Here is a 14,901-nt window from a genome sequence, read left to right as displayed (position 1 = left end):
TAGACCAATTTGAAACATTGAAATTACTTGTTGACAGAGATGTTGATGAAATGGTATAGTAATTAAGTTGTCGCGTTTAAAACGACGCACCAGCAAGAAACGTTGTTAAATCAAACTTCTTGTTGACATCACATCAGCAACATGATATGATAATTAAGCTGATTACGTTGGTAATCACTTAGGTAGACCTTTGAAAACTGAACATTGTTTCGACAAACCAAATATGTGTAGGGCGGTTTGATATTTATATCAAACCCAAACAATATTTGCGAAGTCAATTCGCTTTTAAAAATGTAACAACAATCGATGAGCTATTCAAGCACATCATCTATAAGATGAGAGTTTGATCCTGGCTCAGGACGAACGCTGGCGGCATGCCTAATACATGCAAGTCGAACGAGCTTCCGTTGATTGACGTGCTTGCACTGATTTCAACAATGAAGCGAGTGGCGAACTGGTGAGTAACACGTGGGTAACTTGCCCAGAAGCAGGGGATAACACTTGGAAACAGGTGCTAATACCGTATAACAACAAAAACCGCATGGTTTTTGTTTGAAAGGTGGTTTCGGCTATCACTTCTGGATGGACCCGCGGCGTATTAGTTAGTTGGTGAGGTAAAGGCCCACCAAGACAATGATACGTAGCCGACCTGAGAGGGTAATCGGCCACATTGGGACTGAGACACGGCCCAAACTCCTACGGGAGGCAGCAGTAGGGAATCTTCCACAATGGACGAAAGTCTGATGGAGCAATGCCGCGTGAGTGAAGAAGGGTTTCGGCTCGTAAAACTCTGTTGTTAAAGAAGAACACTCCTGAGAGTAACTGTTCAGGAGTTGACGGTATTTAACCAGAAAGCCACGGCTAACTACGTGCCAGCAGCCGCGGTAATACGTAGGTGGCAAGCGTTGTCCGGATTTATTGGGCGTAAAGCGAGCGCAGGCGGTTTCTTAAGTCTGATGTGAAAGCCTTCGGCTTAACCGGAGAAGTGCATCGGAAACTGGGAGACTTGAGTGCAGAAGAGGACAGTGGAACTCCATGTGTAGCGGTGGAATGCGTAGATATATGGAAGAACACCAGTGGCGAAGGCGGCTGTCTAGTCTGTAACTGACGCTGAGGCTCGAAAGCATGGGTAGCAAACAGGATTAGATACCCTGGTAGTCCATGCCGTAAACGATGAGTGCTAGGTGTTGGAGGGTTTCCGCCCTTCAGTGCCGCAGCTAACGCATTAAGCACTCCGCCTGGGGAGTACGACCGCAAGGTTGAAACTCAAAGGAATTGACGGGGCCCGCACAAGCGGTGGAGCATGTGGTTTAATTCGAAGCTACGCGAAGAACCTTACCAGGTCTTGACATCTTCTGCCAATCTTAGAGATAAGACGTTCCCTTCGGGGACAGAATGACAGGTGGTGCATGGTTGTCGTCAGCTCGTGTCGTGAGATGTTGGGTTAAGTCCCGCAACGAGCGCAACCCTTATTATCAGTTGCCAGCATTCAGTTGGGCACTCTGGTGAGACTGCCGGTGATAAACCGGAGGAAGGTGGGGATGACGTCAAATCATCATGCCCCTTATGACCTGGGCTACACACGTGCTACAATGGACGGTACAACGAGTCGCGAAGTCGTGAGGCCAAGCTAATCTCTTAAAGCCGTTCTCAGTTCGGATTGTAGGCTGCAACTCGCCTACATGAAGTTGGAATCGCTAGTAATCGCGGATCAGCATGCCGCGGTGAATACGTTCCCGGGCCTTGTACACACCGCCCGTCACACCATGAGAGTTTGTAACACCCAAAGCCGGTGAGATAACCTTCGGGAGTCAGCCGTCTAAGGTGGGACAGATGATTAGGGTGAAGTCGTAACAAGGTAGCCGTAGGAGAACCTGCGGCTGGATCACCTCCTTTCTAAGGAATATACGGAGGCTACACATACTTTGTCGAAACAATGGTCAGTTTTGAGGGGCTTACCTCTCAAACTTGTTCTTTGAAAACTAGATATTATCAATTATTTTCCTTTAATTATTAAGATAATTAAACCGAGAAACAACTGCGTATTTTTGAGTTTTTTAATTAGTTTATATCGCTAATACTCAATTAATCAGCGATTACGACGTAATCGTTAGGTTAAGTTATGAAGGGCGCATGGTGGATGCCTTGGTACTAGGAGCCGATGAAGGACGGGACTAACACCGATATGCTTCGGGGAGCTGTACGTAAGCTTTGATCCGGAGATTTCCGAATGGGGAAACCCAATTACTTTAATCAGTAATTACAACTCAGGGAATACATACTTGAGTTGAGGCAGACGTGGGGAACTGAAACATCTAAGTACCCACAGGAATAGAAAGAAAAATCGATTCCCTAAGTAGCGGCGAGCGAACGGGGAATAGCCCAAACCAAAGAGCTTGCTCTTTGGGGTTGTAGGACTGAACATTTGAGTTACCAAAGTCAATGATAATCGAAGAGTCTGGGAAGGCTCGGCACAGAGGGTGATACCCCCGTAGATGAAATCGTTGACCCTCAGTTCAGTATCCTGAGTACGGCCACACACGTGAAACGTGGTCGGAATCCGGGAGGACCATCTCCCAAGGCTAAATACTCCCTAGTGACCGATAGTGAACCAGTACCGTGAGGGAAAGGTGAAAAGCACCGCGGAAGCGGAGTGAAATAGTTCCTGAAACCATGTGCCTACAATTAGTTAGAGCCCGTTAATGGGTGATAGCGTGCCTTTTGTAGAATGAACCGGCGAGTTACGTTAATTTGCAAGGTTAAGGTGGAAAGACCGGAGCCGTAGCGAAAGCGAGTCTGAAACGGGCGTTTCAGTAAATTGACGTAGACCCGAAACCAGGTGACCTATCCATGTCCAGGTTGAAGGTGCGGTAAAGCGCACTGGAGGACCGAACCCGTGTATGTTGAAAAATGCTGGGATGAGGTGTGGATAGCGGTGAAATTCCAAACGAACTTGGAGATAGCTGGTTCTCTCCGAAATAGCTTTAGGGTTAGCCTCGGAGTTAAGAATCGTGGAGGTAGAGCCACTGTTTGGACTAGGGGCCCGTCATGGGTTACTGAATTCAGATAAACTCCGAATGCCACAGATTTATATCCGGGAGTCAGACGATGAGTGATAAGATCCACCGTCGAAAGGGGAACAGCCCAGACCACCAATTAAGGTCCCTAAATACATGCTGAGTGGAAAAGGATGTGGAGTTGCATAGACAGCTAGGATGTTGGCTCAGAAGCAGCCACCATTTAAAGATTGCGTAATAGCTCACTAGCCGAGTGATCCCGCGCCGAAAATATACCGGGGCTAAGCATGTTACCGAAATTGTGGATGCGACCAATAGGTCGCGTGATAGGAGAGCGTTCTAAGGGCAACGAAGCTAGACCGCAAGGACTAGTGGAGCGCTTAGAAGTGAGAATGCCGGTATGAGTAGCGAAAGATCAGTGAGAATCTGATCCACCGAATGACTAAGGTTTCCTGGGGAAGGCTCGTCCTCCCAGGGTTAGTCGGGACCTAAGCCGAGGCTGAGAAGCGTAGGCGATGGATAACAGGTTGATATTCCTGTACTAGTTAATCATGTTTGAACGATGGAGGGACGCAGGAGGCTATGGTGTGCACACGATTGGAAATGTGTGTTCAAGCGTCAAGTCTGGCGATGAGTTAAATGCTTATCGCTAAGGACAAGGCGTGACGAGGACCGAATTTTAGTAGGGAAGCGCCAGATGTCACACTGCCGAGAAAAGCTTCTAGTTAGTGATTAATTACCCGTACCGCAAACCGACACAGGTAGTCGAGGAGAGTATCCTAAGGTGAGCGAGTGAACTCTCGTTAAGGAACTCGGCAAAATGACCCCGTAACTTCGGGAGAAGGGGTGCTACACGCAAGTGTAGCCGCAGTGAAAAGGCCCAGGCGACTGTTTATCAAAAACACAGGTTTCTGCAAAATCGTAAGATGACGTATAGGGGCTGACGCCTGCCCGGTGCTGGAAGGTTAAGTGGATGAGTTAGCTTCGGCGAAGCCCAGAAATGAAGCCCCAGTAAACGGCGGCCGTAACTATAACGGTCCTAAGGTAGCGAAATTCCTTGTCGGGTAAGTTCCGACCCGCACGAAAGGCGTAACGATCTGGGCACTGTCTCAACGAGAGACTCGGTGAAATTATATTACCTGTGAAGATGCAGGTTACCCGCGACAGGACGGAAAGACCCCATGGAGCTTTACTGTAGCTTGATATTGGGTGTTGACACAGCTTGTACAGGATAGGTCGGAGCCGTAGAACTCGGAACGCTAGTTTCGAGTGAGGCGCTGGTGGGATACGACCCTCGCTGTGTGAACACTCTAACCCACACCACTAATCGTGGTGGGAGACAGTGTCAGGTGGGCAGTTTGACTGGGCGGTCGCCTCCTAAAAAGTAACGGAGGCGCCCAAAGGTTCTCTCAGAATGGTTGGAAATCATTCGTCGAGTGTAAAGGCAGAAGAGAGCTTGACTGCGAGACAGACAGGTCGAGCAGGGACGAAAGTCGGGCTTAGTGATCCGGTGGTACCGTATGGAAGGGCCATCGCTCAACGGATAAAAGCTACCCTGGGGATAACAGGCTTATCTCCCCCAAGAGTCCACATCGACGGGGAGGTTTGGCACCTCGATGTCGGCTCATCGCATCCTGGGGCTGTAGTCGGTCCCAAGGGTTGGGCTGTTCGCCCATTAAAGCGGTACGCGAGCTGGGTTCAGAACGTCGTGAGACAGTTCGGTCCCTATCCGTCGCGGGCGTAGGAAATTTGAGAGGAGCTGTCCTTAGTACGAGAGGACCGGGATGGACATACCGCTGGTGTACCAGTTGTGCCGCCAGGCGCATCGCTGGGTAGCTATGTATGGATGAGATAAACGCTGAAAGCATCTAAGTGTGAAACTCGCCTCGAGATGAGATTTCCCATTCCTATATGGAAGTAAGACCCCTGAGAGATGATCAGGTAGATAGGCTGGAAGTAGCAGCGCCGTGAGGCGTGGAGCGGACCAGTACTAATCGGTCGAGGACTTAACCAAGTTGAAAACGTGGTTGTTTCCGTTGGAAAGTAATTGATGATGTCTAGTTTTGAGAGAATAAGCTCTCAGTAGTGTGGTGGCGATAGCCTAAAGGATACACCCGTTCCCATGCCGAACACGGAAGTTAAGCTTTAGCACGCCGATAGTAGTTGGGGGATCGCCCCCTGCGAGGATAGGACGTTGCCACGCGAACGAAAGAACCCAGTGATTGGGTTCTTTTTTGTGTAGATTTTTAAAAGCTACCGAACAGATAAGAACTGTAAGAAAAATCGGATTTGGTCGAAAGTCATTCGGAGGCCACTCATTGCGGAGATCATTTGAAGCAAGGAACATTAGGTGCTCAATAACTGTACTCCCATAATGATTGTTGTAGCGAACTGTAAACTAAAAAGTGATGGCCTTAAGCAGTAGTTATTGAGTTTAAACGTAAGTAATGAGTAACTGGCCATCTACGATTGAATGGTTGCAAGTCCGTGTCTGTGAAACTGCTTCAGGGCCAATCAAGTGGTTAATGCTAACAAACAAACCCGGTTATATTCCCGATGTTTAGAGAATGTGACTGGGGTCTTGTGTGATGTTAAAGCATTATGATCTAGCGAATCGCGGCAGCCACAACTCTCTAAGCAATATGTAACCGGATTTTCACGGCCTAACAAGTCGGTGCGAAGTCAAAGTCCATTGGGAAAGCATTTAAGTACCCGTTGATAAAACTGATGATTGCAAAGAAAGCCAATCCCCACCAGTGGACTTATGTTGCCACCGGAACGGTATGGAATGTGGTCAGGTCGACGCCATAATAGTGGTGATGTCCGGGTGATTTACGTAAAGTTCTTTTGTCATCAGGTTATTTTACAAGCTATCAACTTTTCTTTTCTAAGGGGAAATTGTAGGGTTAGTTGGGCACAATGATGCTGGGAAAATGACAATTATGAAAACACTACTCGGACTGATCTCAGCTGATGCTGAGCACATTTTGCATCGCGGGTTAGCCTGTTTCGATTCGTGATCACACAGTTGTCACTCAGAAGGTGGAATCCCTGATTGAGCGGTCAGTGATTTATCCATTTCGAATGGGGGACACCCCCTATAGCTGATGACAAATGAATTAACGCAACTGGCTTAGAACACACAGACACTGCAAGTAACGACTTATTCAGCAAACCGTCAAACGGTATTCATTGGGAATGAAGCAAAAGTTGGGAATCGCCATGGTGCCAGTAAGGTAACCATCACGGGTTATTTAGTGAGTTGGGTTCACAATCGGTGAAGCGGCCACGAGATTTAATTGTCTGATTGGCAAACGTAGGAATAACCTTCTTACTTAATTTCCAGTCACATTTTAAGTGAACGGGAAAAGATCATTGATCGGGTGACTTAGATTGAGCAAGGAAAGGTTCAACTACCGCAAACCAGCGTACAGGTTAAGACATCGACCCACCTAGTCCTGGCATTTCGGACAACGGATAATCAGCTTGGCCAGCACATCCTAAGCACGGAGTATGAAATCACACAGTGTGGAGCTACCCCTGTTATTAAAACGGAAAATTTGAAACGATTCTACTACGGCTATTGACCCAGGAGGGGGAGTAACTATGTGGCGGTTACGACAACAAGAGATTTTTAAAGTTAGATGTTAGCCCCTGACCTGGGTGCCCTCATCGTTCTAGGACTTCTCATGGGAATCCTCGCTTTAGCCACGTGTCGCACTGTACTCGACAAATAAGAATCGTATGTTTCGTCGGGTTGTGTTGGTTTTCAGCGGGCCACGCTGTTATTGTCTGTCGTTAGTGTGTTCTGGAGGGCCATGAAATTTGACTACGGCACGATTAAACCATTAGTGGTTCGGATCAATCAACGGCACAAGAGCTAGGTTGGGAAGTTCTTATTAATTCTCAACTATAGTGCCTTCCTCCTCATGTGGGCAATAGTCCTCGCTTTAAAATCTGTCGGGAACCCAGCGATTCATTGGCAAACGGCCTATGTGTATCATCAACACCGGTTAGGCAATCTAGGGACGAATGTGTTGTTAGTTTTATACGGTGGACGCTTAGTGATCAGCATCTTTCTTCTATTAGCAAGTTGTCGCCAAAATGACGAGTGCAGCCATTGCTATTGAAATTGGTATTTTCCTTATGGGAGAAGGCTTTTCCAGTAGCCTGATACGGGCATTTAAGTCTCTATTGCTGATCGTAAAATGGGATCCGGTTAATATGCTTTTTCTACGGTGGAAATATGGAAATCTTAGTTATTATACGACGCTCCGTTTGAAGGCCCAGCAGTTGACCTTGGGGGAGGATACCGTTCTTCCTCGGTGTGGGGTAGTTGATCTTTTCCAAGCGACAAGTTTAGTTGAGGTGGTCGAAGGAATCCGGTAATTAAGCTTTATATGCTGGGTTGTTGGGGTATGAATACCTATCAGAGAAGGTCAGTGGTTTAGTTCAGCCTTGAGTTTCTGTGTAGTTACTGATAGCGAGATATTGGGTATAATGATGAAGCTGCGGATAACGTTAGCCGGAAGCGGTCGAATTGGGTGACGACTGAGTTAACACGTATCGGCGGAATTCTAAGCCCTAAGTAGGGTAGCCTTTTCACAAGCTTTCACAGGACTTTAGATTATTTTGAAATATTTGTTGACAGTGATCAGTTTCGTATGATATATTATTAAAGTTGTCGATTGGCGAAGACGACTCATTAATAAGAAAAGTTAAATTGCTTGTTGACAGGCAGGTTAACAAAATGGTATATTAACTGAGCTGCTTCATTAGAGCGGCAACCGATAAGAAATAATGATTTAAAATTTCTTGTTGACATCATATAGTTCAAATGATATGATTATTAAGTTGTCTGCGAGAGCGGATAACGGGTAGACCTTTGAAAACTGAACATTGTTTCGACAAACCAAATATGTGTAGGGCGGTTTGATATTTATATCGAACCCAAACAATATTTGCGAAGTCAATTCGCTTTTAAAAATGTAACAACAATCGATGAGCTATTCAAGCACATCATCTATAAGATGAGAGTTTGATCCTGGCTCAGGACGAACGCTGGCGGCATGCCTAATACATGCAAGTCGAACGAGCTTCCGTTGATTGACGTGCTTGCACTGATTTCAACAATGAAGCGAGTGGCGAACTGGTGAGTAACACGTGGGTAACTTGCCCAGAAGCAGGGGATAACACTTGGAAACAGGTGCTAATACCGTATAACAACAAAAACCGCATGGTTTTTGTTTGAAAGGTGGTTTCGGCTATCACTTCTGGATGGACCCGCGGCGTATTAGTTAGTTGGTGAGGTAAAGGCCCACCAAGACAATGATACGTAGCCGACCTGAGAGGGTAATCGGCCACATTGGGACTGAGACACGGCCCAAACTCCTACGGGAGGCAGCAGTAGGGAATCTTCCACAATGGACGAAAGTCTGATGGAGCAATGCCGCGTGAGTGAAGAAGGGTTTCGGCTCGTAAAACTCTGTTGTTAAAGAAGAACACTCCTGAGAGTAACTGTTCAGGAGTTGACGGTATTTAACCAGAAAGCCACGGCTAACTACGTGCCAGCAGCCGCGGTAATACGTAGGTGGCAAGCGTTGTCCGGATTTATTGGGCGTAAAGCGAGCGCAGGCGGTTTCTTAAGTCTGATGTGAAAGCCTTCGGCTTAACCGGAGAAGTGCATCGGAAACTGGGAGACTTGAGTGCAGAAGAGGACAGTGGAACTCCATGTGTAGCGGTGGAATGCGTAGATATATGGAAGAACACCAGTGGCGAAGGCGGCTGTCTAGTCTGTAACTGACGCTGAGGCTCGAAAGCATGGGTAGCAAACAGGATTAGATACCCTGGTAGTCCATGCCGTAAACGATGAGTGCTAGGTGTTGGAGGGTTTCCGCCCTTCAGTGCCGCAGCTAACGCATTAAGCACTCCGCCTGGGGAGTACGACCGCAAGGTTGAAACTCAAAGGAATTGACGGGGCCCGCACAAGCGGTGGAGCATGTGGTTTAATTCGAAGCTACGCGAAGAACCTTACCAGGTCTTGACATCTTCTGCCAATCTTAGAGATAAGACGTTCCCTTCGGGACAGAATGACAGGTGGTGCATGGTTGTCGTCAGCTCGTGTCGTGAGATGTTGGGTTAAGTCCCGCAACGAGCGCAACCCTTATTATCAGTTGCCAGCATTCAGTTGGGCACTCTGGTGAGACTGCCGGTGACAAACCGGAGGAAGGTGGGGATGACGTCAAATCATCATGCCCCTTATGACCTGGGCTACACACGTGCTACAATGGACGGTACAACGAGTCGCGAAGTCGTGAGGCCAAGCTAATCTCTTAAAGCCGTTCTCAGTTCGGATTGTAGGCTGCAACTCGCCTACATGAAGTTGGAATCGCTAGTAATCGCGGATCAGCATGCCGCGGTGAATACGTTCCCGGGCCTTGTACACACCGCCCGTCACACCATGAGAGTTTGTAACACCCAAAGCCGGTGAGATAACCTTCGGAGTCAGCCGTCTAAGGTGGGACAGATGATTAGGGTGAAGTCGTAACAAGGTAGCCGTAGGAGAACCTGCGGCTGGATCACCTCCTTTCTAAGGAATATACGGAGGCTACACATACTTTGTCGAAACAATGGTCAGTTTTGAGGGGCTTACCTCTCAAACTTGTTCTTTGAAAACTAGATATTATCAATTATTTTCCTTTAATTATTAAGATAATTAAACCGAGAAACAACTGCGTATTTTTGAGTTTTTTAATTAGTTTATATCGCTAATACTCAATTAATCAGCGATTACGACGTAATCGTTAGGTTAAGTTATGAAGGGCGCATGGTGGATGCCTTGGTACTAGGAGCCGATGAAGGACGGGACTAACACCGATATGCTTCGGGGAGCTGTACGTAAGCTTTGATCCGGAGATTTCCGAATGGGGAAACCCAATTACTTTAATCAGTAATTACAACTCAGGGAATACATACTTGAGTTGAGGCAGACGTGGGGAACTGAAACATCTAAGTACCCACAGGAATAGAAAGAAAAATCGATTCCCTAAGTAGCGGCGAGCGAACGGGGAATAGCCCAAACCAAAGAGCTTGCTCTTTGGGGTTGTAGGACTGAACATTTGAGTTACCAAAGTCAATGATAATCGAAGAGTCTGGGAAGGCTCGGCACAGAGGGTGATACCCCCGTAGATGAAATCGTTGACCCTCAGTTCAGTATCCTGAGTACGGCCACACACGTGAAACGTGGTCGGAATCCGGGAGGACCATCTCCCAAGGCTAAATACTCCCTAGTGACCGATAGTGAACCAGTACCGTGAGGGAAAGGTGAAAAGCACCGCGGAAGCGGAGTGAAATAGTTCCTGAAACCATGTGCCTACAATTAGTTAGAGCCCGTTAATGGGTGATAGCGTGCCTTTTGTAGAATGAACCGGCGAGTTACGTTAATTTGCAAGGTTAAGGTGGAAAGACCGGAGCCGTAGCGAAAGCGAGTCTGAAACGGGCGTTTCAGTAAATTGACGTAGACCCGAAACCAGGTGACCTATCCATGTCCAGGTTGAAGGTGCGGTAAAGCGCACTGGAGGACCGAACCCGTGTATGTTGAAAAATGCTGGGATGAGGTGTGGATAGCGGTGAAATTCCAAACGAACTTGGAGATAGCTGGTTCTCTCCGAAATAGCTTTAGGGTTAGCCTCGGAGTTAAGAATCGTGGAGGTAGAGCCACTGTTTGGACTAGGGGCCCGTCATGGGTTACTGAATTCAGATAAACTCCGAATGCCACAGATTTATATCCGGGAGTCAGACGATGAGTGATAAGATCCACCGTCGAAAGGGGAACAGCCCAGACCACCAATTAAGGTCCCTAAATACATGCTGAGTGGAAAAGGATGTGGAGTTGCATAGACAGCTAGGATGTTGGCTCAGAAGCAGCCACCATTTAAAGAGTGCGTAATAGCTCACTAGCCGAGTGATCCCGCGCCGAAAATATACCGGGGCTAAGCATGTTACCGAAATTGTGGATGCGACCAATAGGTCGCGTGATAGGAGAGCGTTCTAAGGGCAACGAAGCTAGACCGCAAGGACTAGTGGAGCGCTTAGAAGTGAGAATGCCGGTATGAGTAGCGAAAGATCAGTGAGAATCTGATCCACCGAATGACTAAGGTTTCCTGGGGAAGGCTCGTCCTCCCAGGGTTAGTCGGGACCTAAGCCGAGGCTGAGAAGCGTAGGCGATGGATAACAGGTTGATATTCCTGTACTAGTTAATCATGTTTGAACGATGGAGGGACGCAGGAGGCTATGGTGTGCACACGATTGGAAATGTGTGTTCAAGCGTCAAGTCTGGCGATGAGTTAAATGCTTATCGCTAAGGACAAGGCGTGACGAGGACCGAATTTTAGTAGGGAAGCGCCAGATGTCACACTGCCGAGAAAAGCTTCTAGTTAGTGATTAATTACCCGTACCGCAAACCGACACAGGTAGTCGAGGAGAGTATCCTAAGGTGAGCGAGTGAACTCTCGTTAAGGAACTCGGCAAAATGACCCCGTAACTTCGGGAGAAGGGGTGCTACACGCAAGTGTAGCCGCAGTGAAAAGGCCCAGGCGACTGTTTATCAAAAACACAGGTTTCTGCAAAATCGTAAGATGACGTATAGGGGCTGACGCCTGCCCGGTGCTGGAAGGTTAAGTGGATGAGTTAGCTTCGGCGAAGCCCAGAAATGAAGCCCCAGTAAACGGCGGCCGTAACTATAACGGTCCTAAGGTAGCGAAATTCCTTGTCGGGTAAGTTCCGACCCGCACGAAAGGCGTAACGATCTGGGCACTGTCTCAACGAGAGACTCGGTGAAATTATATTACCTGTGAAGATGCAGGTTACCCGCGACAGGACGGAAAGACCCCATGGAGCTTTACTGTAGCTTGATATTGGGTGTTGACACAGCTTGTACAGGATAGGTCGGAGCCGTAGAACTCGGAACGCTAGTTTCGAGTGAGGCGCTGGTGGGATACGACCCTCGCTGTGTGAACACTCTAACCCACACCACTAATCGTGGTGGGAGACAGTGTCAGGTGGGCAGTTTGACTGGGGCGGTCGCCTCCTAAAAAGTAACGGAGGCGCCCAAAGGTTCTCTCAGAATGGTTGGAAATCATTCGTCGAGTGTAAAGGCAGAAGAGAGCTTGACTGCGAGACAGACAGGTCGAGCAGGGACGAAAGTCGGGCTTAGTGATCCGGTGGTACCGTATGGAAGGGCCATCGCTCAACGGATAAAAGCTACCCTGGGGATAACAGGCTTATCTCCCCCAAGAGTCCACATCGACGGGGAGGTTTGGCACCTCGATGTCGGCTCATCGCATCCTGGGGCTGTAGTCGGTCCCAAGGGTTGGGCTGTTCGCCCATTAAAGCGGTACGCGAGCTGGGTTCAGAACGTCGTGAGACAGTTCGGTCCCTATCCGTCGCGGGCGTAGGAAATTTGAGAGGAGCTGTCCTTAGTACGAGAGGACCGGGATGGACATACCGCTGGTGTACCAGTTGTGCCGCCAGGCGCATCGCTGGGTAGCTATGTATGGATGAGATAAACGCTGAAAGCATCTAAGTGTGAAACTCGCCTCGAGATGAGATTTCCCATTCCTATATGGAAGTAAGACCCCTGAGAGATGATCAGGTAGATAGGCTGGAAGTAGCAGCGCCGTGAGGCGTGGAGCGGACCAGTACTAATCGGTCGAGGACTTAACCAAGTTGAAAACGTGGTTGTTTCCGTTGGAAAGTAATTGATGATGTCTAGTTTTGAGAGAATAAGCTCTCAGTAGTGTGGTGGCGATAGCCTAAAGGATACACCCGTTCCCATGCCGAACACGGAAGTTAAGCTTTAGCACGCCGATAGTAGTTGGGGGATCGCCCCCTGCGAGGATAGGACGTTGCCACGCGAACGAAAGAACCCAGTGATTGGGTTCTTTTTTTACATAAATTTTTAATTACCCCAAATTTAGTTGCTTACAATTAGTCAGTGATGACCCGTACATTCGGTAAGTGACCATAATGATTACCATGTCGGTTAATTTGGCCGCTCATGGGTTATTTAATCACTCTATTAAAACCAGGTTAGAATACGTTATGCGAACATTATTAACATATTATTGAAAGAAGTTCGAATATCTTTGCAATAACCGCCTTGGTTAGCAGAATAGCTTGTGCTATCATAGTTAGTGTTGTGGAGTTACCACAAGGTATAAGCAGATTAAGAGAAAAAGACAATCAATGACTATCTTTAGAAAATAGGTGGAAAGTAATTATGAAAAAATATCGGAGCTATCGCCTGAGTCTGGGGTGGCAAATTCTAATTGGATTGATTTTAGGGATCGTGCTGGGGGTCGTTTTCTACGAGAATAAGCTCGCCATCACTGCGATGCAAAACATCGGGAATATGTTTATCAGCTTGATTCAGATGATTGTGCTGCCAATCGTGGTATCTTGTTTAACGGTTGGGATTGCCAATATGGGCGATATTCATAAGTTGGGGCGGATCGGTGGTAAGACCATCATCTACTTCGAAGTGATGACCACGATCGCCATTGCCCTAGGGCTCCTAATCGGGAATATTTTCCATCCTGGGACGTTTATCGACATCCATCAACTACATAGTTCAGACATTAGCCAATACGTCTCCTCGGCCAAATCTGCCAAGGATTCAGGCATCTGGGCAACGTTGCTCGGGATTATTCCGACCAACTTCTTCAAGTCACTGTCCGAGGGGGATATGATGCCCGTCATCTTCTTCTCCGTCTTCTTTGGACTGGGTACCGCGGCAATTGGTAAGCAGGGACAGGTCATCATCGACTTCCTGGATGCCGTCTCGCAGGTGATGTTCCGTGTGACCAACTGGGTCATGCATACGGCGCCAATCGGGGTCTGTGCCTTGATCGGGGTAACCATTGCGCAAATGGGGATTTCCGCGTTAGCACCATTGGGCTATTTCATCCTATTAGCCTACGGGACGATGGCACTGTTCATCGTAGTCTTCATGGGCTTGGTGGCTCGGCTCTTTAAGTTCCATCTGAAGGACTTGCTGTTCGTCATTAAGGACGAAGCAGTCTTGGCCTTCTCCACGGCTAGTTCCGAAGCGACCCTGCCACGATTGATTGATAAAATGGATAAGTTCGGCGTCAGCCAGGGGATCGTGTCCTTCGTGATTCCAACCGGTTATACGTTTAACCTGGATGGATCCGCCATTTACCAGTCACTGGCCGCACTGTTTCTGGCACAGGCCTACCATATCAACCTGAGCCTGGGACAACAGATCACCCTGCTGGTGGTGCTGATGATTACCAGTAAAGGGATGGCTGGGGTGCCTGGTGCGTCCTTCGTTGTTCTGCTAGCGACGGTTTCTACCATTGGGGTTCCGATGAGTGGGCTGACGTTTATCGCCGGAATTGACCGGTTGGTGGACATGGGTCGGACTGCGGTTAACGTGGTCGGAAACTCGTTGGCTACGGTGGTTATCGGTCGTTCCGAACACGAATTCAGTGAAGAGAAGAGTCAGAATTATCTGACGGAACTACGCGCTGCGAAAACGAAATAGGTTAGGCTAAGTCACTCGTTAAGGAGTGGCTTTTTTACTGCCAAAAATAAAAAAGCAACCCTCCCGGTGGGAGACGTTGCTGAAAGAACCTCAAAATAACCCCCGTCATTCTTCGCGAACGGCGGGGGTTATTGATAATTGCAGAAACCAGATTAGCGGTGTGCGGGTAACCTTGCGGGGTGATTCCCATCAGCCCATGGTGTTGCCTCAACAGCGATAATCAGGATTAAGTTTTTGGGATTGTGTGTCTTCGTATCGACTATTAGAGATTAAAAACCAGCCTAGTTGAATCGGCGTCAGTTACGAATGTCTTCCTCC

General features: G+C 48.0%; 2 protein-coding genes and 6 rRNA genes. All 8 read left to right on the top strand.

The window, feature by feature from the left end; genetic code table 11:
- Positions 1–331 precede the first annotated feature (331 nt).
- The 8 genes from KB236_09420 to KB236_09385 all read left to right on the top strand — a co-directional run bounded on the left by KB236_09420 (position 332) and on the right by KB236_09385 (position 14,583).
- Positions 332–1,896 (top strand): 16S ribosomal RNA (locus tag KB236_09420).
- Positions 1,897–2,113: 217 nt separating this feature from the next.
- Positions 2,114–5,031 (top strand): 23S ribosomal RNA (locus KB236_09415).
- 72 nt (positions 5,032–5,103) lie between these two features.
- Positions 5,104–5,220 (top strand): 5S ribosomal RNA (rrf, locus tag KB236_09410).
- Together the 16S, 23S and 5S rRNA genes form the textbook arrangement of a ribosomal RNA operon.
- A 1,901-nt stretch (positions 5,221–7,121) precedes the next feature.
- On the top strand, positions 7,122–7,406 hold the full coding sequence (locus KB236_09405; protein UIF28747.1) for a hypothetical protein: 285 nt from the start codon (positions 7,122–7,124) through the stop codon (positions 7,404–7,406).
- 637 nt (positions 7,407–8,043) lie between these two features.
- Positions 8,044–9,606: ribosomal RNA gene (locus KB236_09400) — 16S ribosomal RNA — on the top strand.
- 217 nt (positions 9,607–9,823) lie between these two features.
- Positions 9,824–12,742, top strand: a 23S ribosomal RNA gene (locus KB236_09395).
- 72 nt (positions 12,743–12,814) lie between these two features.
- Positions 12,815–12,931: ribosomal RNA gene (gene rrf / locus KB236_09390) — 5S ribosomal RNA — on the top strand.
- A gap of 365 nt (positions 12,932–13,296) precedes the next feature.
- Entirely contained in the window at positions 13,297–14,583 is a 1,287-nt protein-coding gene (locus tag KB236_09385) for a cation:dicarboxylase symporter family transporter (GenBank protein UIF28746.1), read from the top strand.
- The last annotated feature ends 318 nt before the right edge of the window (positions 14,584–14,901 follow it).

It is taken from the genome of Levilactobacillus brevis, assembly GCA_021383565.1.
Classification (GTDB): Bacteria; Bacillota; Bacilli; order Lactobacillales; family Lactobacillaceae; genus Levilactobacillus; species Levilactobacillus brevis_B.
This window is presented reverse-complemented; position numbering and strand designations above follow the sequence as displayed.

Excerpts from the sequence above, each read along its gene's own strand:
- KB236_09405 (UIF28747.1), top strand. The coding sequence starts at position 7,122 with ATGACGAGTGCAGCCATTGCTATTGAAATTGGTATTTTCCTTATGGGA.
- KB236_09385 (UIF28746.1), top strand. The coding sequence starts at position 13,297 with ATGAAAAAATATCGGAGCTATCGCCTGAGTCTGGGGTGGCAAATTCTA.